Source organism: Streptomyces sp. NPDC090025, assembly GCF_044748125.1.
Classification (GTDB): Bacteria; Actinomycetota; Actinomycetes; order Streptomycetales; family Streptomycetaceae; genus Streptomyces.
Map to the genome: position 1 here is coordinate 193239 of NZ_JBIVFL010000009.1, position 24221 is coordinate 217459.

The window sequence follows — 24221 nt, forward strand, 5'->3', positions numbered from 1 at the left end:
AATGACGTCATCGACCCCGAGCCCGACCCCGACCCCACCACCGGACCAGGGCCCCGCCGCCACCCGCGACGCGGCCCGCACGGCCCGCCGCCTGACGGACGGCCGCCTGCGCTCTGGCGGCCCGTCAGCCGATCCGGGGGGTACGGGCTTTGGCGCGGCGCCGCCGGGCCCGTACGGGGCGGAGGCCGAGTCGGCGTCGGGCCCGTCCGGGGCGGGGAGCGCCGACTCGTCGGACCGCGCGGCGGCGGGCGCGGTGGGCGGCGCCGCCGCTGGTACGGCCCCGGGTGCGGGGTCCGCTTCCGGCCCGGTCGGTGAGCGGGCCGCTGACGCTGCGGCTGACGCGGTTCGCCCCGCTCCCACGACCGCCCCCGAGGGCGCGGGCGTCACCTCCGGCCTGCCGGGCGCGGGGCCCGCTGACGCGGCCGGCCCCGCCCCTCGGGCGGGCGGGCCGCTGAACGTCCCTGCCCGTGGGCTGAGCGCCCCCGCGGGCGCGGGTCCGGCCCCGGGCCTGCTCGGTGAGCGGCCGTCCGGTGCGGCTGCGGGCCTGCCGGGCGAGGGCGCCGGTACGCCGGTGGGCGCGACTTCTGTTCCGGGCCCGGTCGGCGAGCGGCCCTCCGGTGCGGCTGAGGTTCAGCCGGGCGACGGCGTCGGTACGGCCCCGGGCTCGGGCCCCGCTTCTGGCCTGCTCGTTGAGCGGGCCTCCGGCGCGGCTGCGGCCCAGCCGGGCGGCGCCGCCGCGCCTCTCACCCCGGGGGGTGCGGGGGAGCCCCGTACCCCGGCGGTCCCGTCCGGACCCACCCCCACGTCGGCCGACTCGGCCACCGCCGGTACGACGGCCTCGGCCCGCCCCGGTGCGCCCGTCTCCGACCGAACGCCGGGCGGCGGCCTCGCCCGTACCGCCCCGGGCGCCTCCGGCACCGGCTTCGGTACGGCGGCCCCGGCCGCGAGTCCCGCCTCGGGTCTGCTCGGCGAGCGGCCCTCCGGCCCGACTGCCGCCCCGCCTGGCGGCGGTGCCGGTACGCCCGCGGGCGCGACCTCCGCCTCCGACCCGCGCACCGGCACCGCCCCGGACGCCGGGGCGCCGACCGGGCGCCCCACCGGTGCGGACCCCGTCGGTCCCGTCGGTCCCGTCGGTCCCGTCGGTCCTGCCGTCGCCACGGCGGGCCCCGCCCGCTCCGCCGCCAGTCCGCTGTCCGAGCGGCCCTCGGACGTGCCGCGCCGCGCGGGCGCGCGTGACGCGGCGGCGCCCGTCTCCCTGGCGCGCCCGGCCGGTACCACCGCCCCGGCCCCCGAAGCCCCTGCTCGCCCCGGCATCGCCGTCGACGCGCCGGACGAGCCCGGCACGACCCCGTCCGCCGACCCCGCGCCCGGCGCGGCCCGCAAGGCATCCCACCGCAAGGCGGACTCCGTCGACTTCGGATGGATCGCCGGGGTCCCGTTCAAGACCCTCACGGTCCCCGTCGCCGCCGACATGACCGGCGGCCCCGCCCGCGCCGGTACCCGGCGTCGTACCGTCATCGGGTCCGAGACCACCGGCAGCATCCCGGTGCACCTGCTCTTCCGGGACGAGCCCGAGGGGCCGAGCGCGGCCGTGACGGACGACGACGGCGGGCCCGCCACCGTGCCGGTGGCCAAGACCGCGGCCCCGGGAGCAACGGGCAAGGGCAAGACCAAGGACAGGGCCAGGGCCAAACCGGCCATCCCCGCGCCCACCCGCCCCACCGCTCCCGCCCGTACCCACCGCCCCACCCCCACCGCCGATCCCCACCTCGTCGAGCGGGCCGGGCCGGTGCTGCCGGGGTGGGTCGGGGTGCTCGGTGGGGTGCTCGCCCTGTTCGGCTGCGCCGCCGTCGTGTGGTGGGCCGGAGCCGTGCCCGCCGAGGCCGCGCGGATGCTGCGGCTGCCGGCACGCCCGTACCAGGGCATCCACCTCGGCCAGTGGGCGCTGCTCGCCCTCGGCGTCGTCCTCACGCTCTTCTTCCTGGGCGGTCTCGGCCGCGGCCGGGTCGGCTACGCCCTCGTCCTCACCCTCTTCGGCGACTACCGCGGCACCGTCCGCCGCACCGGTCTGCTCTGGGTCAGCCCGCTCCTGCTCCGCCGCCGCGTCGACGTCCGGCTCCGGCACTGGCGCAGCGAGCCGCTGCCCGCGGTCGACGCGAAGGGCACCGCGCTCGACGTCGTCGTCCTCGTGGTGTGGCGGATCCGGGACACCGTCCGCGCCGCGCTCGGCGTCGACCGGCACGAGGAGTACCTGCGCGAGCAGGTGGAGGCGGCGATGGCCCGGGTGCTGTCGCAGCTGCCGGCCGACGCGTTCCACGAGGACGCGCCGACCCTGCGGGACGCGGAGGCGGTCGGCGAGGCGCTGACCCGGATGCTGTCGGCGGAGTGCGCGCCGGTCGGGATCGACGTGTTCTCGGCGCAGCCGACCCGGATCGAGTACGCCCCCGAGGTGGCCGCCGCGATGCAGCGCCGCCGGATCGCGGCGATCGACGCCAAGCACCGGGACAGCGTGCTCACCTCCGTCGTGGACGCGGTCGACGACGTGGTCCACCGGCTGACCTCCCGTGGTCTGGTGGAGCTCGACGACTACGAGCGGAAGGCGCTGGTGAAGGACCTGACGGTGGCGTTCTACACGGGCAGGACCGCGCCGGGGGAGGGCGCCTGAGGCCCGGCTGAGGCCGGTCCTACGGGGAGTCCGGCGGCCACGCTCCAGGCCGCCGTTGGTATGGACATGTTCAAGTTCCGGTCATACCTTGGGACTTGGTCTAGACCGGAACCAAGTCAGCTGTGGAAAACCAGGCACCACCCTCGGGCGCCCCGGGGCGTCACCGGCACCACGCACGCGTGCGGTACGGCCATGGAACTCCCCCACGTTCTTCCTGGAGCGACAGCATGCGCAAAAAAACTGGGATAGCGGCGGTGGCGCTCGGCGTCGCCGCCGCCTCCCTCTTCGCCACCACCAGTGCCACCGGGCACGGCTACACCGACTCGCCGATCAGCCGGCAGAAGCTCTGTGCGAACGGCACCGTCACCAACTGCGGCGACATCCAGTGGGAGCCGCAGTCGGTCGAGGGGCCCAAGGGCTTCCCGTCCGGCGGACCGGCCGACGGCAAGATCTGCGCGGGCGGCAACTCCCGCTTCGCGCAGCTCGACAACGGCCGCAACGGCGCCTGGCCCACCACCAAGGTCACCGCGGGCCAGAGCTACACCTTCCGCTGGCAGTTCACGGCCCGTCACGCGACCACGGACTTCCGGTACTACATCACCAAGAACGGCTGGAACGGGAGCAAGACCCTCACCAGGGCCGACCTCGACACCCAGCCCTTCCTGGTCGTCCCGTACAACAACCAGCAGCCGCCGGCCACCCTCTCGCACTCCGGGACCATCCCGGCGGGCAAGACCGGCCGTCATCTGATCCTGGCGGTGTGGACGATCGCGGACACCTCGAACGCGTTCTACGCGTGCTCGGACGTCCAGTTCTGACCGGGTCCCGCACCCAGGGACCCGACCCCGTTCACAACTGACGGGCCGTCAGTTACCATCCCGCCGCATGGGGACCGTCGCGGAACTCGTACGACGCCAATGGGGCGACCACAGGCCCGGGCTGAGGGACGAACACACCACCCTCACCCACCACCAGGTCGCCGCGGGCGCCGCCGCGCGCGCCGCCCTGCTCACGGAACTGATGCCCGACCGGCCGGGGCGCGAGCCGCACCTCGGCCTGCTGCTCGACAACACACCGGAGTACCCGCTCTGGCTCGGCGCGGCGGCCCTCACCGGGGCCGCCGTGGCCGGGATCAACCCCACCCGGCGCGGCGCCGAACTCGCCCGCGACATCCGGCACACCGACTGCCGGGTGCTCGTCACCCAACGCGCCCACCTGCCGCTGCTCGACGGCCTCGAACTCCCCGGCCTGCGCGTCCTCGTCACCGACACCGAGGCGTACGCCGCGCTGCTCGCCCCGTACGAGCACGCCACCCCGGACGACATCGCCGCCCGGCCGCTCCGCCCCGTCCGCCCCGACAGCCGCTTCCTGCTCACCTTCACCTCCGGCTCCACCGGCGCGCCCAAGGCCGCCCTCTGCTCCCAGGGCAGACTCGCCGCCGCCGGGGCCTCGCTGGTACGGCAGTTCGGCGTCGGCGCGGACGACACCCACTACATCTGCATGCCGATGTTCCACGGCAACGCCGTCATCGCCGACTGGGCGCCCGCGCTGTCCGCGGGGGCCGGGATCGCGCTGCGCGCCCGCTTCTCCGCCTCCCGCTTCCTGCCCGACGTCCGCCGTTTCGGCGCCACCTACTTCACCTACGTCGGCCGCGCCGTGCAGTACCTGCTCGCCACCCCCGAGACCCCCGACGACCGCGACCACGCCCTCCGGCTCGGCTTCGGCACCGAGGCCGGCGCCGTCGACGCGGCCCGCTTCGAGGCGCGCTACGGCGCCCGGCTCGTCGAGGGGTACGGCTCCTCCGAGGGCGGCGCCTCCGTCCAGCGCACCCCCGACACCCCCGCCGGGGCGATCGGCCGGGCCGCGCCCGGCGACGACCTCGCCGTGCTCGATCCGGCCACCCACCGCGAATGCCCGCCCGCCCGCTTCTCGCCCGCCGGCGTGCTGCTCAACGCCGACGAGGCGGTCGGCGAACTCGTCAACCGCGGCCGCAGCGCCTTCGAGGGCTACTGGCGCAACCCCGCCGCCGAGGCCGCCCGGGTCCGCGCCGAGGGCTTCTGGACCGGCGACCTCTTCTACCGCGACCCCGAGGGCTTCCTCTACTTCGCGGGCCGCACCGACGACCGGCTGCGGGTCGACAGCGAGAACCTCGCCGCCGCGATGATCGAACACATCCTGGCCCGCTGGGACCGGGCCGCGGGCGTCGCCGTCTACGCGATACCCGACCCGGTCGCCGGGGACCGGGTGATGGCCGCCGTCGCCCTGCGCCCCGGCACCGCCTTCGACCCCGCCGCCTTCGCCGACTTCCTCGCCGCCCAGGGCGACCTCGGCACCAAGATGCCGCCCACCTTCGTCCGGGTCGTCCCCGAACTGCCCCTCACCGCCACCAACAAGGTCCACCGCGTCGCCCTGCGCCGTACCGCCCTCACCACCACCGACCCCGTCTGGTGGCGCCCGGCCCCCACCGGCCCGTACGAGCCCTTCGGCCCGGCCGCCAGGACCGCTCTGCGCGCCCAGTACGAACGCCGGCACCGCCCCTTCCCCGGTGAGGGCGAGGCCGAACAGGGGCCGGGGGCCGGGGCCGGGTAGCCCTCGGTACGCGCCCCTCGCCCGCCCCCGGGGTAGGTCTGGCACCACCATCGCCCCACCCCCTGCCCCCCTGGCCCGCCCCCGGCCGCCCCGCATAGCGTGATCGTCATGCCGCCGTCCCCCAGCCGCCCCCACTCCCGTGGCGCCGCCCCTAGCGCCTGGCAGGCCCTCGCCGGCCCGCGCCTCCCGCTCACCGGCTGGCCCTGGCGGGCCGTGGCCTACCTCGCCACCGGCGTCCTCTCCGGACTGCTCACCCTCCTCACCCTGCTCGCCACCCTGGTCCTCGCCCTCCTCCTCGTCGGCCTGCCGCTGCTCCCGCTGACCGCGCTCGGCGTCGGCGGCGCCGAGCGACGACGGCTCCGGCTGTTCGACCCGGCCCCCGCCCCCACCCCGCACCAGGTGCCCGCCGCCCCGGGCATCGGCGCCTGGCTCCGGCTCCGGGCGCGAGAACCGGCCACCTGGCGGGAGCTCACGTACACCGTCCTGCTCGGCACCGTCCTGTGGCCGCTCGACCTGCTCGTCCTGGCCGTCGGCCTCGGCCTGCCCGGCGCGCTGCTCGCGGTGCCCGTCCAGCTCGCCGCCGACGGCCACGAGGCCAAGGCGATCAAGCTGATCATGGTCACCGGCTATCCGGCGGCCTGCGCGCTCGCCCTCGCCGGACTGCTCCTGCTGCCCGTCCTGCTGTACCCGCTCACCGCGCTCGCCGGGGCCCGCGCCGCCCTCGCCCGGACCCTGCTCGCCCCGCGCGAGGCCGAGCTGAGCCGCCGGATCGGCGAGGTCACCGCCTCCCGGGCGCGGCTCGCCGCCGCCTTCGAGGCCGAGCGGCGGCGGATCGAACGCGATCTCCACGACGGCGCCCAGCAGCGGCTCGTCGCCCTCACCATGACCCTCGGCCTGGCCCGCTACGACGCCCCCGCCGGACCGCTCGCCGACCAGCTCGCCAAGGCCCACGAACAGGCCGGACAGGTGCTCGGCGAACTGCGCGAGCTGATCCACGGCATCCATCCGCAGGTCCTCGTCGACTACGGGCTCGGCGCCGCGCTCGCCGACGCCGCCGACCGCAGCGTCATCCCCGTCACCACGGTCACCACCGCCCTGGGCCCCGGCCCCGAGCGGGCGGACCCCGATCCCGAGGACTTCGCCCTGCCCCGGCTCCCCGCCGCCGTCGAGAGCGCCGCCCACTTCGTGGCCCGCGAAGCCCTCGCCAACGTCGACCGGCACAGCGGCGCCACCCGCGCCCGGCTCGCCGCCCACCACGACGGCCGCGCCCTCGTGCTCACCGTCGAGGACGACGGCCACGGCGGCGCCGACCCGGGCCGGGGGAGCGGTCTCACCGGCCTCGCCGACCGGCTCGCGGTCCTCGATGGCACACTGACGATCATCAGCCCGCCCGGCGGGCCGACCCTGCTACGAGCGGAGATCCCGTGCAGCGCCCTCTCCGGATCGTCCTCGCCGAGGACAGCGTCCTCCTCCGCGAAGGACTGATCGGCCTCCTGGCGCGTTTCGGCCACGAGGTGGTCGCCGCGGTCGGCGACGCCGACGCCCTGCGCGAGGCCGTCGCCGCCCACGCGCCGGACATCGTCGTCACCGACGTCCGGATGCCACCCGCCTTCCAGGACGAGGGACTGCGCGCCGCCGTCGCGCTGCGCGCCGAGCGTCCTGCCCTGCCGGTCCTGGTGCTCAGCCAGTACGTGCAGCGCTCGTACGCCGCCGATCTCCTCGACGCGGGCGACGGCACCGGCGTCGGCTATCTGCTCAAGGACCGGATCGGCCAGGTCGAGGAGTTCCTGGACGCCCTGACCCGGGTCGCCGAGGGCGGTACGGTCGTCGACCCCGAGGTCGTACGGCAGCTGCTGCGCCGCCACCGCGACCCGCTCCAGGCGCTCACCCCGCGCGAGCGGGAGGTCCTCGGCCTGGTCGCGGAGGGCCACTCGAACGCGGCGGTCGCCCGCCGTCTGGTGGTCACCGAGGCCGCCGTCGGCAAGCACATCGGCAACATTCTGGCCAAGCTCGACCTGCCGCCGGCCGAGGACACCCACCGCCGGGTGCTGGCCGTCCTCGCCTATCTGCGGGCGTGAGGTGGACCGCCGCGCGGACGGCACGTCCCGGGCAACGAAAAAGCCCCTCGCTCTCGCGAGGGGCTTCTCCCGTCTGTGCGCCGCCAGGGACTCGAACCCCGGACCCGCTGATTAAGAGTCAGCTGCTCTAACCAACTGAGCTAGCGGCGCCTGCTGACGAAGAAAATACTACCTGGTGTCCCGGGGTGCTTCTGACCAACGCCCGGCGAACACCGGTCGGCGGCCGGTCTCCGCCGGTCAGATCGCCCGCCGGTCAGATCGCCCGCCGGTCAGATCGCCAGCGACAGGACCACCGGCGCGGCCCGCCGGTTCAGCGTGTCGGCGGCCGAGCGGAGCCGGTGCGCGTGCTCGATCGGCAGCGAAAGGGCCAGGCAGCCCACGGCCGAGCCCGCCGTCAGCGGCACCGCCGCGCAGACCGTGCCCACCGCGTACTCCTGGAGGTCGAGCACCGGGACGGTCGGCGGCTGGCTGTCCAGCTTGGAGAACAGCACCTTCTCGTTGGTGATCGTCCGCGAGGTCAGCCGGGCGATCTTGTGGAGGCTGAGGTGGTCGCGGCGGCCGTTCTGGTCGAGCTGGGTGAGCAGGCACTTGCCGACCGCGCTGGCGTGCGCCGCCGAGCGGAAGTCCACCCACTCGTTGACCTTGGGGGTGCGCGGCCCGTCGGCGAACTGGGTGATCTTCACCTCGCCGTCGATGTACCGGCTGATGTAGACGGCGGCGCCGACCGAGTCGCGCAGCTCGGTCAGGGTCTCCTGCAGCTTGCGTTCGAGCGCTTCGCGGCGGGTGGTGCCGGAGCCGAGCAGGACCAGGGAGTCGCCGATGATGTAGGCGCCGTCGGACACCTGCTCCACATAGCCCTCGCGCCGGAGCATCAGCAGCATGGACGACAGATGCGCGACGGGCAGGCCGGTCTCCCGTGCGATCTGCACGTCCGAAACGCCCCCGCCGTGCCGTGAGACCGTCTCAAGCACGCGCAGGGCGTATTGCACCGAGTGGAACGGCGCGGTGGGCTCGGGCTTCAGCGCCACGGTTTCCCCCTACCAGGTTGTGACCGCAAGCTTCCGTACCACGATAGCCGCCAAGCGCCCGACACGGGGCGGCTGTTGGCGAGATTGATGCGGTGGTGCGCGCCCCTGGACAGGGGCGCGCACCTCTGGCATATGCCATGGTCACAGCCTTGCGAGAGAGAACAAGGTCAGGGCCGTGCGCGGACCCGGCCGTACGGGCGTTCGGGGGCCCTCCGGACGTGAAGATTTTTTCGGCGCCGGGGCGCGTGGGGCCCTTGGTGGGGCGAGAGTACGCCGCCGGTGCGCGCGGGACGAGACCTCCGGCGGGTACGGAGCGGGGCACCCGGCGTCCGCCGGACACGGCCGCCGGCGCCCCATGTCCCCGGGCCGGAGACCCCACGTCCCCGGGCCGGAATAACCGGAGACCACCTCCTGTTAGCTCCTCCGTACCGACGCCGCAGGCGTCCCAGCGCAGCACGGAGCAGGAAGGTCCTCACGGTGAGCGACGCGATTCGAGCAGGGGCGCGCGGCACCGCGCCCGTACCGCTGTCCGTCCTGGACCTGGTCACGGTCGGCGAAGGCCGCACCGCGAGCCAGGCGCTGGCCACCAGCGTGGAGATCAGCAAGCTCGCCGAGCGCCGCGGCTACCACCGGCACTGGGTGGCCGAACACCACTCCATGCCCGGCGTCGCCTCCTCCTCGCCCGCCGTGATCCTCGCGCACCTCGCCGCCCACACCCGCCGCATCCGGCTCGGCTCCGGTGGCGTGATGCTGCCGAACCACGCCCCGCTGGTCATCGCCGAGCAGTTCGGCACCCTGGAGGCGCTCGCCCCGGGCCGGATCGACCTCGGTCTCGGCCGCGCGCCCGGCACCGACGGCGCCACCGCCGCCGCGCTGCGCAGGACCGACCGGCTGAACGAGGGCGCCGACGACTTCCCCGAGCAGCTGTCGGAGCTGACCCGGTTCCTCGACGACAGCTTCCCCGACGGGCACCCGTACGCCAGGATCCACGCCGTGCCCGGGCCGGTGCAGGGCCCCCAGGGCAGGCCGCCGGTCTGGCTGCTCGGTTCCTCCGGCTTCAGCGCCCGGCTCGCCGGACTGCTCGGTCTGCCCTTCGCCTTCGCCCACCACTTCTCGGCCCGCAACACCATCCCGGCGCTCGACCTCTACCGGGAGTCCTTCCGGCCCTCCGCGGTGCTCGACGCGCCGTACGCCCTGATCGGGGTGGCCGCGCTGGCCGCCGACGAGGCCCGCGAGGCCCGCCGCCAGGTGCTCACCGGCGCCCTGTCGATGCTGCGGCTGCGCACCGGCCGCCCGGGTCTGGTGCCGACGCCGGAGGAGGCGGAGGCGTACCCGTTCACCCCGGCCGAGCGCGAGTTCGTCGACGGGTGGCTGGCGAACATCGTGCACGGCACCGCCGACGAGGTACGGGCCGGGCTCGACGACCTCCAGAAGCGCACCGGCGCCGACGAGCTGATGATCACCGCCAACGCGCACAGCGGGGAGGCGCGGCTGCGGAGTTACGGACTGATCGCCGACGCGTACGGCCTGCCGGACGACGAGGCCGAGGACGAGGCCGAGGACGGGGGCGACGACGGGGTCGAGGGCGGGGCGGCGGACGCGGTCGCGACGGCCGAGGCGCGCGCCTGACGGCAAAAACCTGGTGCGCTGGTCCAGACCGGAATCGGCGGGGCCCGGAAGCCTAAGTGAACCTTAAACCGCTCGTCACGCATGGTGGCGGGCGGTTCCGCTTTCTGCTGCACCCCTCTGACAAGGGCTTTCGCTCGCCAATTGGTCTAGTCCTCAATCTGGTTCAGACCATTGACGCGCTGTTCATACGGCGGATATCACTGCTCCAACTTCCGTACCGCCACCCCTTCCGGAGGCCGCACGTGCACCCCCGCAGACCAGTGATCGCCGCCATCCTCAGCTCGGCCCTCGCGGCCGGCGCGCTCGCCACCACCGTCGGCCTCGGCTCCGCCCAGGCCGCCGACACCACGGCCTCCGCCTCCACCGGCGGCGTCAAGATCGCCTACTACGACCAGTGGAGCGTGTACGGGAACGCCTTCTATCCCAAGCACCTCGACCAGCGCGGCATCGCCGCCAAACTGGACATCATCAACTACTCGTTCGGGAACATCCACCCGACCGACCTCACCTGTTTCGAGGCCAACAAGGCCGCGGGCGACGACAACAACCCCAACGCCGGTGACGGCGCGGGCGACTCGTACGCCGACTACCAGAAGTCCTTCTCGGCCGCGGACAGCGTCGACGGCGTGGCCGACAAGTGGGACCAGCCGATCGTGGGCGTCTTCAACCAGTTCAAGGAACTGAAGGCGAAGCACCCCAACCTGAAGATCAACATCTCGCTGGGCGGCTGGACCTACTCCAAGTACTTCTCGGACGCGGCCAAGACCGACGCCAGCCGCAAGAAGCTCGTCGCCTCCTGCATCAAGCAGTACATCCAGGGCGACCTGCCCGTCGAGGGCGGCTACGGCGGCGCCGGGACCGCGGCCGGGATCTTCGACGGCATCGACATCGACTGGGAGTACCCGGGCTCGGACGGCGGCCACCTCGGCAACCACTACGCGCCCGAGGACAAGCAGAACTTCACGCTCCTGCTCGCCGAGTTCCGCAAGCAGCTCGACGCGTACGGCGCCGCCCACGGCGGCAAGAAGTACCTGCTGACCGCCGCCCTGCCGGCCGGCCAGGACAAGATCAAGTACATCGAGACGGACAAGATCGGCGCGTACCTCGACTACGCGAACATCATGACGTACGACATGCACGGCGCCTGGGACGGCGACGGGCCGACGTACCACCAGTCCCCGCTCTACTCGGGCACCAACGACCCGACGGACGCCATCAAGCCGGGCACCGAGAAGTACTCGATCGACAACGCCATCGACTCCTGGATCGACGGCAAGCCCGCCTACGGCATCACCGGCGGCTTCCCGGCCAACAAGCTGACCCTCGGCTACGAGTTCTACTACCGCGGCTGGAAGGGCGTCCCGGCCGGCAGCGCCAACGGTCTCGCCCAGCCCGCCACCGGCGCCTCCGGCGCCCGCCCGCTGAGCCAGCAGCCCGGCATCGCCCACTACAAGGAGCTGGGCGGCATCGTCGACAACCCGGCCACCACGTTCTGGGACGACCAGGCCAAGTCCGCGTACTTCTACAAGGACGGCGAGTTCTTCACCGGCCTCGACCAGCGCACCATCCAGGCCCGCGCCGACTACGCCCACCAGCGCGGTCTGGCCGGCGCGATGATGTACTCGCTGCTCGGTCTCGACGCCAACGCCACGCTCTTCAACCAGATCGTGACCGCGGTCGGCTCGTCCCCGACGAACCCGACCACGCCGCCCACCACCCCGCCGACGACGCCTCCCACGACGCCGCCGACGACCCCGCCCACCACGCCTCCGACCACCCCGCCGACGACGCCGCCGACCGGCTGCGCCAACCCGGCGTACGTCGCGGGCACCGTCTACACCGGCGGCCAGACCGTGTCCCACAAGGGCCACAACTGGAAGGCCAAGTGGTGGACGCAGAACGAGGAGCCGGGCACGACCGGCGAGTGGGGCGTCTGGCAGGACCTCGGCGCCTGCTGAACGGCCCCGCCTGATCCCCGTACCACCGGCACCACCGGCACCACTGGTACCACCGCACTAACCGCGTGCATCGCATGAACCGCTGCCCCCGCCCGGAATGTCCCTCCGGCCGGGGGTAGTTCCATGTCCGGACTCACCGGACTCACCGGACTCACCGGACTCAGACGGGGAGGGGCGCGACCCCGATCAGTTCGGCGACGCGCTCCGGCGCCACCGGGCGGGAGTAGAGCCAGCCCTGTCCGGTGTCGCAGCCGATCCGGCGCAGCCGGGCGGCCTGGCCCGAGGTCTCCACGCACTCGGCGGTGACCGTGAGGCCGAGCCGGTGGGCGAGCTGCACCAGGGCCTCGACGATCAGCTCGTCGGCCGGGTTGGCGTGCTCCTCGTCCTGGAAGCCGCGGACGAACGATCCGTCGAGCTTCAGGACCGACACCGGGAGCCTGCTCAGATAGGCGAGGTTGGAGTAGCCGGTGCCGAAGTCGTCGATGGCGATCCGCACCCCCATGTCGCTCAGTGCCTGGAGCGCCTGGAGCGGGCGGCCCGCCGAGCCCATCACGGCGGACTCGGTCAGCTCCAGCTGGAGCAGATGCGGGGCGAGCCCGGTCTCGGCGAGGATCCCGGCGACGTCCGCGACCAGGTCGGAGTCCCATACCTGACGGACCGCCACATTGACGCTGACGAAGATCGGCCGGTCGCTCGGGTGGTCCTTCTGCCACTGCCGGGCCTGCCGGGTGGCGGTCTGCAGCACCCAGCGGCCGAGCTCGACGATCGAGCCGTCCTCCTCGGCGATCCCGACGAACCGATTCGGCGTCAGCTTCCCGAACTGCGGATGGTTCCAGCGCACCAGCGCCTCCACCCCGCGCACCGCGCCGTCGGCCAGGTCCACGAGCGGCTGGTAGTCCAGGGTGAACTCGCCGCGCTCCACGGCGGGCCGCAGGGTCGAGGACAGCGCCTGCCGGGTCATCCGGTGCGCGTTGCGCTCCGGGTCGAACAGCGTCCAGCGGGACTTCCCGTCGGCCTTGGCCCAGTACAGGGTGGTGTCGGCGGCCTGCATCAGCTGGGTCGCGGTGGAGCCGTGGGCGCGCCGCTCGACCACGCCGATCGACGCGGACACCGAGAGCCGCTGCCCGGACAGGTCGAACGGCTCCTGGAGGGCGGTGAGCACGGACTGCGCGAGGTCCGCGAGCTGTTCGGTGCCGGTGGAGTCCTCGACCAGGATGGCGAACTCGTCGCCGCCGAGCCGCGCGACGAGATGGCCGCCGCTGCGGGTGTAGCCGTAGCCGTCGGCGCATTCGGTGAGCCGGGCGGCGACGGCGGCGAGCAGCCGGTCGCCGATCCGGTGCCCGAGCGTGTCGTTGACCGCCTTGAAGCCGTCGAGGTCGAGATAGCAGAGGCCGATCCGCCCTGTTCTGCCCAGCCCGTACGACTCGTAGGACTGGTGCGAGTCGTAGGCGGGGTACGCGGGCGAGCCGGGGTACGAGGAGGCGGCCGCCGGGCGCGACGACGGGCGCGACGACGGGGCCGGGCGGCCCGGCCCTGCCGGGTACGGCTCGTAGGGCTCGTACGGGTGGTCCCGGGGGTCGTCGTCGGCCGGCACCTCGGCGTCGGCGGTCTCCAGGGCGGCGGTGAGCCGCTCGAAGAACAGGGTGCGGTTGGGCAGCCGGGTGACCGGGTCGTGCATCTGGAGGTGGCGCAGCCGGGCGTGCAGCTCGCGCCGGTCGCTGATGTCGGCGACCGAGAGGAGCACGCCGGGGCCCTCGGGCAGCGGCGAGACGGTCACCTCGGTCCACAGCGACTGGCCGTCGGGGTGCTTGAGCCGCCGGGTGCAGCGGAACCGGGTGCGGCGGCCGCGCAGCACCTCGCGGTAGGCGTGCCAGGTGCGGCCGTCGGCGGCGAGGTCGACGAGGTCGGCGGCGGACTGCCGGTGCAGGGCGGCGGGCTCGGTGCCGAGCAGCGCGCCGAGGGCGTCGTTGGCGGCGACCACCACACCGTCCTGGTCGACCATGGCCATGGCGAGCCGGGCGGCGCGGAAGGCGGCCCGGTAGTCGTGGGCTCGCGGTCCGTCCGGCGGCTCGGGCGCGGGTGAGTGACGCTCTGTGAGCGCCGGTTCAGCCGACGGGTGCACCGGTTCTTCGGGGGTTCCGCTCACCGCTCGCTCCCGTAGTGCGTTCGGGCCGTACAGATGTGGTCGGAATGGTCGGCCAGGGAAAGTGTGCCGATCATAGAGGCTGGCCCGGTGGCCGTTCCAGCTCCGGGGCCCGCGGTGCCGCCCCGGCGGCCTGTGAGGCTGCCCACCCCACCCCCCGATCGATCGTTTCTGCGCGGGTCTGACGCGGGTGGACGAGGGCCTGACCGAATGTGACTTTCCGTGAGCTGCTGCGCGCCCGTGTCGCGTCGACCCGGCGGTTCCCGCTCACCCGACCGGGGCAGCGGAAAGGTGCGAACCGCCGCAAACCCGCACAAGGTGGTTGGGGTGTCACGCATTCCGGAGCCGGAGGTCCACGTGAGGGGTCAGCAGCCACCCGGGGGAGTGCCCGCAGGAGCGCCTGCGGGTGCGGGTCCGGGGTCGGGGTCGAGCGCGGGTGAGGACGCGGGCGCGGACTTCGTCAGGTCCGGGTCGCGGGTCGGGGCCGGGTCACGAGCCGGGTCCGGGTCGCGGGTCGGCGGCGGCGCGGGTGGTGGCTCCGGCGCGGGTGGCGACGGCGGCGACGGTGGTCGCGGCGGTCACCGCCGTACCGGTGACGGCGACGGCGACGACCGGGACCGGGACCGGGATCGGGACCGGCAGCGGTCGCGGCTGCGCGCGGGCGCGGCGGCGTTCACCTCGCTGGCCGCCCTCGCCGCGGTGGGCCTGGTGGCGGGCCCGGCCGTCGCCGCGCCGTCCGCTGGGCCGTGCGCCCTGCCCCGTACCGCCGCGCACCACTCGCTCGGCCTCGACAGCTGGAACGGCGCCTACCCCCGTCCCACCCGGGGCCTGGACGCGGTGATGATTTTCCTGTCGTTCCCGGACTCGGCGCCGCTGACCACCCCCGCCGAGCTGGCGGCCGACCACTTCCCGGGCACCACGGACTTCTTCCGGCGGGCCTCGTACGGGCGCTTCGACCTGAAGGTGCACCCGCAGACCGGCTGGACGCGGATGCCGCACGACTCGGCCTCGTACGCGATACGGCGGGACTGGAGCGCCGAGCGCCGCGCGGCCTATCTGCGGGACGCGGTCCGGGCGGCGGACGCCTCCGTCGACTTCTCGCGCTACGACATCGTCTACCTGGTGGCCGATCCGGACGCGGCGGGCGTGGACTCCGACGCGACGAAGGTGGTGAACCTGGAGTACCCGCTGGAGGCGGACGGCACCGAGATCAAGCGGGTGGTGACGGTCTTCGAGCGGCACCCGCCGGACCGCAACGTGCTCGCGCACGAGACCGGGCACGTCTTCGACCTGCCGGACCTCTATCACCGGCCGACCGACGGCAAGGGCGACTGGGACACCCATGTGGGGGACTGGGACGTCATGGGCAGCCAGTTCGGCCTGGCGCCCGACCTGTTCGCCTGGCACAAGTGGAAGCTGGGCTGGCTGGACCGCCGCCAGGTGTCGTGCGTGCGCGGGCCCGGGACGCACATGGTGAGCCTGGAGCCGGTGGCGGCGGTCCCGGTGGCGGGCGGCACGGTCGGCACCCGGCTCGCGGTCGTCCGTACCGGCGAGGACAGCGTGCTCGCGATCGAGGCCCGGTCGGCGACCGGGAACGACGCGGAGACGTGCGCGGAGGGCGTGCTGCTCTACCGGGTGCGCAACCAGGCGGCGAGCGGCGAGGGCCCGGTGGAGGTGGTGGACACCCATCCGCGCACGGAGGCGTGCTGGGAGCGCTCGGTGTACCCGCCGCTCGCGGACGCGCCGCTGCGCGAGGGCGAGTCGTACACGGTGCCGGGGACGGGCGTACGGGTGGAGGTCGCGGAGCGGACGCCGGCGGGGGTGTGGACGGTCCGGGTGACCGGCCCGCAGCCGGTCGGCTGAGGTCCGTCGGCCGAGGTCGGTCGGCGGAGGTCCCGGGAACACGAAGAAGCCCCTCGCTTCCGCGAGGGGCTTCTTCCGTCTGTGCGCCGCCAGGGACTCGAACCCCGGACCCGCTGATTAAGAGTCAGCTGCTCTAACCAACTGAGCTAGCGGCGCCTGCTGACGTCGTAGACATTAGCATCCGGATCGGCCGAAGGAAAAATCGATACGCGCACGTCGGCGGCGGAGGCCGCCCGGACGGCCCGCACACAGGCCCAGAGCAGCACCTCGGGGCCGGGCAGCCAGGGGCTGCGGGTGTCCGGGGCGACCAGCCAGCGGGGGGCGGGGGTGTCGTCGCCCGCCGGGACCAGCGGCGGGACGGTGACGGCGTCGCCGACGCCGTGGCAGAGCGGGCGCGGCACGGCCTCGCCCCACTCCTCCCAGTCGAGCAGGGACGGTAAGCGCTGGGCGGTGCCGGGGGCGGCGAACAGCAGCATCCGGCCGCGGTGGACGGCGACGGGGCCCGAGCCGGGGCCCTCGGCCCACAGCTTGTCGAGCATCCGGCGGCCGAAGATCGGGTCGACGTTGACGACGTCGAAGGCGGTGCCGCAGGGCAGCACGGCGGGGTGGGCCGGCCGCTCCTCCCAGCGGGCGAGCGCGGTGCCCGGGTGCGCGGACGCGGTGGCCAGCCAGGCGGCGCCGTCGGCGGTCACCCGCGCGGTCTGGTGCCGCGTGTCCTCCGGGTTCCGCAGGAAGCGGAAGAGGTCGTACGGGGTGCTCGTGTCGTCGCGCAGCCAGGTGGTCATACGAGAAGATCTACCGGCGGTGACGGCCCGGTCTCAGCGAGTTGCCGGAAACCCGGACAGGGTGGGGTGTGAGGGAGTATCTTGCGCCCCGGCATATGCCATCCGGCCCAGTCCTCCGTCAATCGACGGATGCCGAGTTCACTCCTCCGGGTCATGTCCCGCGGTACGGATCAGCTCGCGCCCGAACTCGATCATCTTGAGGGCGTAGTCCTCGGTCCACTCGGCCCGCGCGGCGACGTCGGCCGGGGTCAGCCGGTCGAACCGGCGCGGATCGGCGAGCTGGGCCGCGGCCACGGCCTGGAACTCGACCGCCCGGTCGGTCGCCGCCCGGAACGCGAGCGTCAGCTCGGTCGCCCGCGCGAGCAGCTCACGCGGATCCTCGATGGACTCCAGGTCGAAGAAATGCTCCGGGTCGGCGGTCACCTCGGCAGGCTCGAACACCAGCTGCGCCGGCCTGACCCGCCGCTGCCCGCCCGACTCCGGTGATTCCGCCATGTTCCGTCTCCTCCTCGCCCACACGGCCCGACCCCCGGACCACCCCCCATTCTCCCGCGCCTGGCAACCCCACCCCCAGCCCGTGTCGACAACCCGCCTCGGGGGCGGTGACCGTGCCGGTCCTGGGGCCGACTCGCAGTGAACCCGCCAGGTCGGCGTGCGGTCGCCGTCATGGCGCGAGGCGGTGAAGATCAACGGCGGGTCCAGAATCGTCGAGTGCAGCTCTCCCGAGGGGCGCTCTTCTTGTCGCTGTGATGCCGAATGAGCTGGACCACGTGCTCGCTGCCTTGAACAGCGGCTGAGCAAGGCAGGAAGGAGCCCTTCCCGCCTGGGCGAATCCTCTTGGGCAGAGGCGGGGCGAAGGACCCCGAGCGAACTCTGGTTGGTCACGGCGCCCAGCTCACCCGGTGCTCCGCCAGATGCGACAGCACCGCGTGGTTCGCCTCCCACCCGTCCGGGGCTGTATTCATCGGCCGCCCCCGGCGGCCGGCCGGACTCCGTCCGGCCCCTCACGGGCCGTGGGCCCGTCACGCGCCGGGCGTGCCGAGCTCGTCCAGGGCGTCGAGTACGGCCATGTCGGGAACCCTTCGCGCCAGGCGCCCCTTCAGGTCCTGCGCCGCGTCGGCCACCCGGGCCGACTGGACGCCCTGGGGGAACGTGACGAACTCCTCGGCCGAGACGACCGCGCCGTCCAGATCGCCCTGCCGCATCTGCACGGTGGCGAGATCGGCCAGCACCATGGCCCGGGTCCGCCTGCGGTCGATGCCGTGGATGTCCAGGGACAGGTGCAGCAGCTCCTCCGCGGCCGTCTGGTCGCCGAGCCTGGAGTGGACCTTGGCGGATTCGTGGGCCCACCGGCCGACGCGGCCTCGCCGACCTCATGCGCCACCGTCTGATCACCACCCGCACCTTCACCGGTCTGGTCGATGACAGTCCACGCCTGCTTCGCCTGAACGACCCGGACATGACCGCCGTGGCGTTCCTGTACCTGCCCGTCGACCACGACCCCCGACAGCCGGATGTCGACCGGATCAACGCCCTCGGCAAACGCATCCACGCGCGCATCCTGGCCGAGGGCCGTTGGCACTTCCACCAGTTCTCGCTCCCCGACGACACCGGACGGGTCAGCTTGGGCGCCACACTTCACCCGCTGCGCTTCATGGGCAACAACCAGCGGATCACCGAGAGCCACATGCGGGACGCCTTGGCCTACGTCACCGGTCTCGGACACGCCCTGGAGCGACCGTGAGCGCCCTCTTCGCCGCGGCCGCCGCGCTGCACCCGGTCCGCGACGGGTACGCCCTCGCCTATGGATCCCACGCCGAGCGACCGGGACCGGCGTCCGACCTCGACCTCCTGTACACCGGAGCCCGGCCGCTGGCGGACCGAGCCCTCGGGCGGCTCATCGAAGGCGTGAAGCGCCTCCACACCGACCACGGGCTGAGCCTCGACGAAGAGGTCGGATTCGCCTCCAAGCTCTACGCCACCGAACGGGAGGTCGACCGGGCGGCCGGGCTGGTCGGCTTCCGTGATGTGACCGACTACGCCACGCCCGTCGGTGATCCGGTGGCGCTGAACTCTCCCGCGTTCAAACTGCGGTTGATCCTCAACGCCCTGACCACCCCGCATGTCTTCCTCACGGGCGACGTGCACGCCTACCGCCGCCAGATCGTCGCGGCCGAACGCGGCTGCGCACTGCCCGCGCTCCGCATCGCCGGCCCCGGGAAGCGCGCCTTCTCCGAAGCCGTGAGCGCCCTACTGTCGTCTCCCGACGGACTGACCGGAAAGAGATTCCTCGGATACCGTCCCGGCCCGCATCTCCACGCGGTGCTGCGGCGGGGCATGGCCCATCTTGTCCACGATCGTCTGGTCCGCCTGGACCACGACACGATCACCTGGAGCTCGACGTGACCCTCCGCACCTGGGCGGACCTTCCCGACACCCTGCGCACGCGGATCGCCGAACGGCTCGCCGCCGTCGGCTCGGCCGAGCCCGTGGCAGGCGGATTCACCCCCGGTGTCCGCGTGCGCATGCCGGTGGAGGGCGGACGAGCGGCATTCGTGAAAGCCATCCCGGCCGATGACGCGCTCGCCTCGATGTACCGGACCGAGGGAGCGGTCAACCTGACGCTTCCGCCGCGAGTCGGGCCCCGGTTGCTGGCGACGCTGGAGGCGGACGGCTGGGTGGTACTGGCCTTCGACCACGTCGAGGGCCGCCATCCGGATCTCTCTCCGGGTGGGTCCGATCTTCCCCTCGTCATGACGGCGGTCGCGGCTCTCGCCGCCCCCCTGAGCCCGCCGCCATGGCCCGAGGCACCCGAGTTCGCGTCCCACCCGGTGGTGGACCGTGCCACCGCGCAGCACCGGGCGATGCGTGGAAACACCCTCCTGCACTGCGACATCCGATCGGACAACCTCCTGATCGGACCGGAAGGGGTGCTGTTCGTCGACTGGGCTCTGGCCCATCGGGGTGCCGCTTGGCTCGATGCGGCGCTGCTGATCCCCCAGCTGATCATGGCGGGTCACGGCCCGGAGAGTGCCGAGGCATGGGCGGCGAGAGTGCCCGCCTACGCCTCGGCACCCGAAGGCGCGGTGACGGCCTTCGCCGCCTCCCTCACGGGCTACTGGACGGACCGTCTGGACCAGGGAGTGCCGGCGCTGCGCGGCTACCGTCGCCGCGCTGTCGGGGCGGGCCGTGCGTGGCAGGCGTTCCGCGAGGCGTGAACCAGGCACGCCCGCCATGCGCCGCCGCTACGGCGCCCAGCTCACCCGGTGCTCCGCCAGATGCGACAGCACCGCGTGGTTCGCCTCCCAGCCGTCGGGGAACTTCACCGTGACGCCCAGCTGGACCGGTTCCGTCGAGGGGTGTTCGTCGAGGAGGGACGGGATGCCCGCGCGGGCCACGACCACGCAGGCGTGGCGGTGGCGGGAGGTCAGGACGCAGAGGCGGCCGGTCTCCAGGTGGAAGGCGGTCGCGTCGGGGCGGCCCGAGAGGGGGTGGAGGACGACCGTGACGTCGTACTCGCGGCCCTGGAGGCGGTTGGCCGTGTCCACCGTGACGCCCGTGACGCCCAGGTCGGCGAGGGCCGCCCGGATCGCCGCCGCCTGGTCGCGGTGGGCGGTGCCGACGGCGACGCGGTCCGGGGTGAGCGGGGTCGGGTCGGAGGAGCGCTCGTCGGTCGAGACGCCGCCGCGGTCCAGCATCCGGCGCACCACCAGGGCCACCGCGTGGACCGCCTCCGGGTCGGTGCGCGGGGTGTGCCGGGCCGGGAGCTCAAGCAGGCCCCAGCCGGACACGGCCGCCTCGTCGAGCACCCGGTCCGGCGCCGAACCGTCGGACGGCACCCCGAAGGACAGCGTCCGGTCGCCGGGCCCGGTGCCGCTGCGGAACGGCGTGTACGGGTAGAAGGCGTCCGACACCAGCGGCGCAGCCGACGCGGGCAGCCGCCACGACACCGGAAGCCGGTGCTGCGGCAGCTCCGGATTGTGCGCGAGCAGCGTGGACACCGCCGACGCCGACGGGTCGTACGAGAGCCCCGCCCACTGCTCCGCGCCCACCACCGAGAACGGGTCCAACTGCCCCGGGTCGCCCACGAACAGCGCCCGCTCGAACAGCCCCGCCACCGCGAGCAGCGCGTCCGAACGCATCTGGTACGCCTCGTCCACGATCGCGTGCGGCCACGGCTCGACGTCCTTCACGAACGCCCACTTCGCCGCCGTCGACACCACCACCGGCAGCCCCGCCAGATCCCCCGGCTTCGTCGACGTCCGCACCTGATCGAGACCGTCGAGCGCCTTGTCGTACGCGTCCGAGTCACTGGAGTGCAGCCGCCCCACCGGCAGTCCGGGACGCTTCTCGGCGATCCGCAGCACCAGGTCGTCCACCTGCGCGTTGGTCTGCGCCACCACCATCAACGGCCGCCCCGCGTCCGCCAGTTCGAGCGCCGCCCGCACCACGAGCGTCGACTTCCCCGCGCCCGGCGGCGAGTCCACCACCACCCCGCGCGCATCCCCGTGCAGGGTGCTCGCCAGGATCGCGGCGGTCGCCTCCGCCGCCGCCGTACCGGGATCGAACGGGGTCTCGCGGCTCACAGCAGATCCTCGGGGGTCACGGCGTCCGGCGCCTCGGGCGTCTCGGGGGTGCCGGCGGGGTGCGGCGGGCCGCCGTGGGTCCACGGCGTCTCCTCCGCGTCCGGCAGCTTCGCCCCCATCCGCTGGTCGTGCTCGAACAGCGTCCACACGATCCGCTCGCCCTTCTCCGGCACCGACCCCGCCACCGGATCCTTCCCGCGCCCCATCTTGTCCAGGACCCGCAGCACCAGCGCCCCGTCCGGCTCGACGCCCGCCCACTCCGCCGCCTGCGGCCGGCCGTCCAGCGACCGGAACACCTTCACGCCCTCGCCCCACTGCGGCCGGTCGTCCGTCCGCACCGTCAGCACCGGGCGCGGCCGGTTCTTCTCCGTGCGGGTCATCGTCACCTCGACCACCTCCGCCACGAACGCCTCACCCGAAAGCCGCCGCCCCGCCATCACCAGCGGATCGTCCAGCGCCTCCTGCGCCTCCAACTGCCCCTGCGCCTGCTCGCGCGCCGCCAGCTTCCGCGCCGCCGTCACCGCGTCGTCCCGGCGCGGCTGCGGCGGCTCGCCCGCCGCGATCCGGTCCCGCTGCGCGGTGAACGACCAGCGGTCCCTGGTCCACCGCTCCTCGACCCGCGCCCCCACCGGCAGCTCCCGCAGCAGGTCCAAGGACCGCCACACCGCGTCCCAGGTCGGCCGCAACTGCCCGCCCACCAGCCGCCGCAGCTCCCGCTCGGCCGCCGTGAGCGCCGCGAGACCGTCCTCGGCCGCCTCGCCGTCCTCCGCCCCGCCCAGCGCCTGCCGGGCCCGGTCGAACCGCTCGATCGCGGGCGCCAGCACCCCGTTGTCGAAGGCCGGATCGGTCGCAGGACCCGCGGGCGGCCACCACAACTGCCCCCGCTCGTCCCGCTCCCGCTCCGCCCGCAGCGCGGCCGCCGCCCCCGACTGCCCCTCCGGCGGGTCGATCCACGCCAGCAGCGCGCCCAGATGCTGGTCCTCAAGGGACGACTGCCCCGTCGCCCAGTGCCGGGTCAGCAGCTCCGTCGCCGCCACGAGCAGCGACGAACCCGGCACCCGCGCCCGGTCCCCGAAATGCGTCAGCCAGCGGCCGAGCAGCGGCACCCGCGGCGGCGCCGGGAACGGCGTCTCCGGGTCCTGCTCCGCCGTCCGCCGAAACCGCGTCGAGCGCCCCAGCAGCCGTACGTACTCCACGGCCGCCCGGCTCGGCACCACCAACTGCGGCGCGTCCGCGCACAGTTCGACCTCGACCTTGACCTTCTTGCCGGTCTCCGGGTCCGTCTCGGACCGCTCCACCGCCTCCACCGCGCCCGCGAACGACTCCACGTACGGCAGCACCACGTCCGCCAGCTCCGCCAGGAACGCGAACCGCAGGTCCCGGTCGCGCGGCTGCGGCACCACGAGCAGTCGCGGCGCCGCCGGATCCGTCCCGACCAGCGCCCCGAGCGGCGCACCCGCCTCACCGGCGGTCGTCAACGGTACGAGGACCAGCGGCCGTTCGGACAGCCGCCGGTGCCGGACCGTCGCCAGCGGCGTCGCCCGGCCCGACTCGACCGCCTCCATCCGCGCCAGCGTCCCGATCAACGACATTCCGCCACCCCCTCCGTCCCGACCGCTCCGACGGGCGACCCCGCAGCGCCGAGCGCCTCGGCGCGCAGCGCCCGCGCCCGGCGCAGCGCCGCCACCGCCGGATCGTCCGGCTCACCCGCCTCGCCGCGGGCCGCCGCCAGCACCCCGCCGACCGTCGTCAGGCCGCCCAGCTCACCCCGTACCGAACGGCCCAGCGTCGCCACCGCGTCCGCCGCGCGGGCCCGCTCCCGGCAGTGGAAGGCCAGCTCGCAGGCGGCCAGACAGTCCGGCGCGTAGGCGTGCGGCACGCACTCCACCGCCGCCGCGAGCTCCTCGGGCGAGGACTCCGCCAGATCGAACGTCACCCCCTCCGGCAGCGCCGCCGCGATCTCCTCGATCCGGGTGAGCCGGGTCAACTGCCGCCGGGTCACCGACAGCTGCTTGCGCACGTCCACCGCCGAACCGGTCGGCAGGTTCGAGAAGTCCTTCGGGCAGACCAGCAGCACCCGGTGCGCCACCTCGGCGCCCTCGGTGACCGCCGCGACCCGCTCAAGGGCCAGCACGTACACCGCCGCCTGCCGGGCCGCCGCCCCCACCTTCGCCGCGTCCGCCGAGCCGTCGATCATCGGGAAGGACTTGATCTCCACCACCGTCCACCGGCCGTCCGGATGGACCACCACCGCGTCCGGCTCCAGATAGACCGGCGACCCCGCCACCTCAAGAGCCAGCAGCGGATGGTCGAACAGCGCCCACCGGCCCGCCGCCGTCGCCTCGCGCAGCGCAAGGGCCGTCCGCGCCGCCCGGCCCTCGGGACCGGCCGCCGCCAGGTCCGGCACGTCCACCGCGCCCGGCTCCGCGATGCCGAGCAGCGCGAGCAGCTCCCGGCCGCCGTCCGCCTTCACCTTCGCCTCGAACGCGTTGCCCCGGGAGATCGCGAACTGCGACTGGCCGAACGACGACGGCGCCCCGAGCCGCGCCGCCAGCACGGTCTTGTCGACCCCCGCCCCGTCCAGGATCGCCCGGCGGCGGCAGCCCGGATTGGCGGCGAGCGCCGCCAGCGCCCGCGCGTCCAGCGGACGCGGCACGGTGGCCGGTCCGCGCAGCTCGGCGAGCCGATGGCGGAGGGTGGTCTGCGACGGCCGCTGGGGACCGCTGTCCAGGGAAGCGCTCACCCGCGGAAGTCTCCCATCCGCCACTGACAGCCGAGCGCTTTCGCCGTCTTTCGTCCCCGGTTCCCGGGCCGAAGGACCCGGATTCCGGGGAACGGGGTCGCCCGGAGGTCACCTCGAATTCAGGTGGGCGATGATGGAAGAGACCCTTCCGCGC

General features: G+C 74.1%; 19 protein-coding genes and 2 tRNA genes. 11 read left to right on the forward strand and 10 right to left on the reverse strand.

The features are described from left to right. Window position 1 precedes the first annotated feature (1 nt). From ACIPXM_RS21685 to ACIPXM_RS21705, 5 genes are all read left to right on the forward strand, one after another. On the forward strand, window positions 2-2665 hold the full coding sequence (locus ACIPXM_RS21685; RefSeq protein WP_401657724.1) for an SPFH domain-containing protein: 2664 nt from the start codon (window positions 2-4) through the stop codon (window positions 2663-2665). Window positions 2666-2892: 227 nt separating this feature from the next. Next, window positions 2893-3483, forward strand: coding sequence for a lytic polysaccharide monooxygenase (locus ACIPXM_RS21690; RefSeq protein WP_401657726.1), 591 nt, complete (start codon window positions 2893-2895; stop codon window positions 3481-3483). A 67-nt stretch (window positions 3484-3550) separates the two neighbouring features. After that, on the forward strand, window positions 3551-5254 hold the full coding sequence (locus ACIPXM_RS21695) for an AMP-binding protein (protein WP_401657728.1): 1704 nt from the start codon (window positions 3551-3553) through the stop codon (window positions 5252-5254). 108 nt (window positions 5255-5362) lie between these two features. Then, window positions 5363-6739 carry a sensor domain-containing protein gene (locus tag ACIPXM_RS21700; protein WP_401657730.1) on the forward strand — a complete coding sequence of 459 codons (1377 nt, stop codon included), beginning with the start codon at window positions 5363-5365 and terminating at the stop codon, window positions 6737-6739. Next, entirely contained in the window at window positions 6679-7332 is a 654-nt protein-coding gene (locus tag ACIPXM_RS21705) for a response regulator (protein WP_401657732.1), read from the forward strand. The genes ACIPXM_RS21700 and ACIPXM_RS21705 overlap by 61 nt, the downstream gene beginning before the upstream one ends. A gap of 76 nt (window positions 7333-7408) precedes the next feature. Here the strand turns inward: ACIPXM_RS21705 and ACIPXM_RS21710 are convergent. Together ACIPXM_RS21710 and ACIPXM_RS21715 are read right to left on the reverse strand one after the other, a co-directional pair. Further along, window positions 7409-7482 (reverse strand) — tRNA-Lys (locus tag ACIPXM_RS21710). 119 nt (window positions 7483-7601) lie between these two features. After that, window positions 7602-8360, reverse strand: a complete 759-nt coding sequence (locus ACIPXM_RS21715) for an IclR family transcriptional regulator (protein ID WP_401657734.1) — start codon at window positions 8358-8360, stop codon at window positions 7602-7604. Between the two features lie 477 nt (window positions 8361-8837). On the opposite strand from ACIPXM_RS21715, the gene ACIPXM_RS21720 reads away from it, so the two are divergent. Next, window positions 8838-9989, forward strand: a complete 1152-nt coding sequence (locus ACIPXM_RS21720; protein ID WP_401657736.1) for an LLM class flavin-dependent oxidoreductase — start codon at window positions 8838-8840, stop codon at window positions 9987-9989. A gap of 242 nt (window positions 9990-10231) precedes the next feature. Further along, complete coding sequence (locus ACIPXM_RS21725) at window positions 10232-11947, forward strand: glycosyl hydrolase family 18 protein (RefSeq protein ID WP_401657738.1); 1716 nt, start codon at window positions 10232-10234, stop codon at window positions 11945-11947. Between the two features lie 160 nt (window positions 11948-12107). Here ACIPXM_RS21725 and ACIPXM_RS21730 read toward each other — a convergent pair whose 3' ends face one another. Continuing rightward, the gene (locus ACIPXM_RS21730; RefSeq protein ID WP_401657740.1) at window positions 12108-14093 is read right to left on the reverse strand and encodes a putative bifunctional diguanylate cyclase/phosphodiesterase; all 1986 of its coding nucleotides are present in this window, start codon (window positions 14091-14093) and stop codon (window positions 12108-12110) included. 648 nt (window positions 14094-14741) lie between these two features. On the opposite strand from ACIPXM_RS21730, the gene ACIPXM_RS21735 reads away from it, so the two are divergent. Then, window positions 14742-15953 (forward strand): M6 family metalloprotease domain-containing protein, encoded by a 1212-nt coding sequence (locus tag ACIPXM_RS21735; protein WP_401657952.1) that lies wholly within the window; start codon window positions 14742-14744, stop codon window positions 15951-15953. Window positions 15954-16035: 82 nt separating this feature from the next. Here ACIPXM_RS21735 and ACIPXM_RS21740 read toward each other — a convergent pair. From ACIPXM_RS21740 to ACIPXM_RS21755, 4 genes are all read right to left on the reverse strand, one after another. Further along, window positions 16036-16109, reverse strand: a tRNA-Lys gene (locus ACIPXM_RS21740). Further along, entirely contained in the window at window positions 16100-16738 is a 639-nt protein-coding gene (locus ACIPXM_RS21745; protein ID WP_401657742.1) for a bifunctional DNA primase/polymerase, read from the reverse strand. Before ACIPXM_RS21745 ends, ACIPXM_RS21740 begins: the two co-directional genes overlap by 10 nt. A 138-nt stretch (window positions 16739-16876) precedes the next feature. Beyond that, a complete protein-coding gene (locus ACIPXM_RS21750) occupies window positions 16877-17233 on the reverse strand; it encodes a hypothetical protein (protein ID WP_401657744.1) in 357 nt (118 codons plus the stop codon). Window positions 17234-17760: 527 nt separating this feature from the next. Beyond that, a complete protein-coding gene (locus ACIPXM_RS21755; protein WP_401657746.1) occupies window positions 17761-17973 on the reverse strand; it encodes a hypothetical protein in 213 nt (70 codons plus the stop codon). Between the two features lie 140 nt (window positions 17974-18113). Between ACIPXM_RS21755 and ACIPXM_RS21760 the strand changes: the two genes are divergently transcribed. The 3 genes from ACIPXM_RS21760 to ACIPXM_RS21770 are packed head-to-tail and all read left to right on the forward strand — an operon-like array spanning window position 18114 to window position 19956. Further along, window positions 18114-18482: a hypothetical protein gene (locus ACIPXM_RS21760; RefSeq protein WP_401657748.1), complete on the forward strand. Its 369-nt coding sequence runs from the start codon at window positions 18114-18116 to the stop codon at window positions 18480-18482. Further along, a complete protein-coding gene (locus ACIPXM_RS21765; RefSeq protein WP_401657750.1) occupies window positions 18479-19144 on the forward strand; it encodes a hypothetical protein in 666 nt (221 codons plus the stop codon). The genes ACIPXM_RS21760 and ACIPXM_RS21765 overlap by 4 nt, the downstream gene beginning before the upstream one ends. Continuing rightward, on the forward strand, window positions 19141-19956 hold the full coding sequence (locus ACIPXM_RS21770) for a phosphotransferase (protein ID WP_401657752.1): 816 nt from the start codon (window positions 19141-19143) through the stop codon (window positions 19954-19956). The genes ACIPXM_RS21765 and ACIPXM_RS21770 overlap by 4 nt, the downstream gene beginning before the upstream one ends. Before the next feature lie 27 nt (window positions 19957-19983). On the opposite strand, the gene ACIPXM_RS21775 is transcribed toward ACIPXM_RS21770, so the two are convergent. From ACIPXM_RS21775 to ACIPXM_RS21785, 3 genes are read right to left on the reverse strand one after another with little or no spacing between them, the layout of a single operon-like run. Further along, entirely contained in the window at window positions 19984-21324 is a 1341-nt protein-coding gene (locus ACIPXM_RS21775) for an AAA domain-containing protein (RefSeq protein WP_401657754.1), read from the reverse strand. After that, on the reverse strand, window positions 21321-22916 hold the full coding sequence (locus tag ACIPXM_RS21780) for a hypothetical protein (RefSeq protein WP_401657756.1): 1596 nt from the start codon (window positions 22914-22916) through the stop codon (window positions 21321-21323). The genes ACIPXM_RS21775 and ACIPXM_RS21780 overlap by 4 nt, the downstream gene beginning before the upstream one ends. Further along, window positions 22907-24067: a hypothetical protein gene (locus ACIPXM_RS21785; RefSeq protein ID WP_401657758.1), complete on the reverse strand. Its 1161-nt coding sequence runs from the start codon at window positions 24065-24067 to the stop codon at window positions 22907-22909. Before ACIPXM_RS21785 ends, ACIPXM_RS21780 begins: the two co-directional genes overlap by 10 nt. Window positions 24068-24221: the final 154 nt, after the last annotated feature.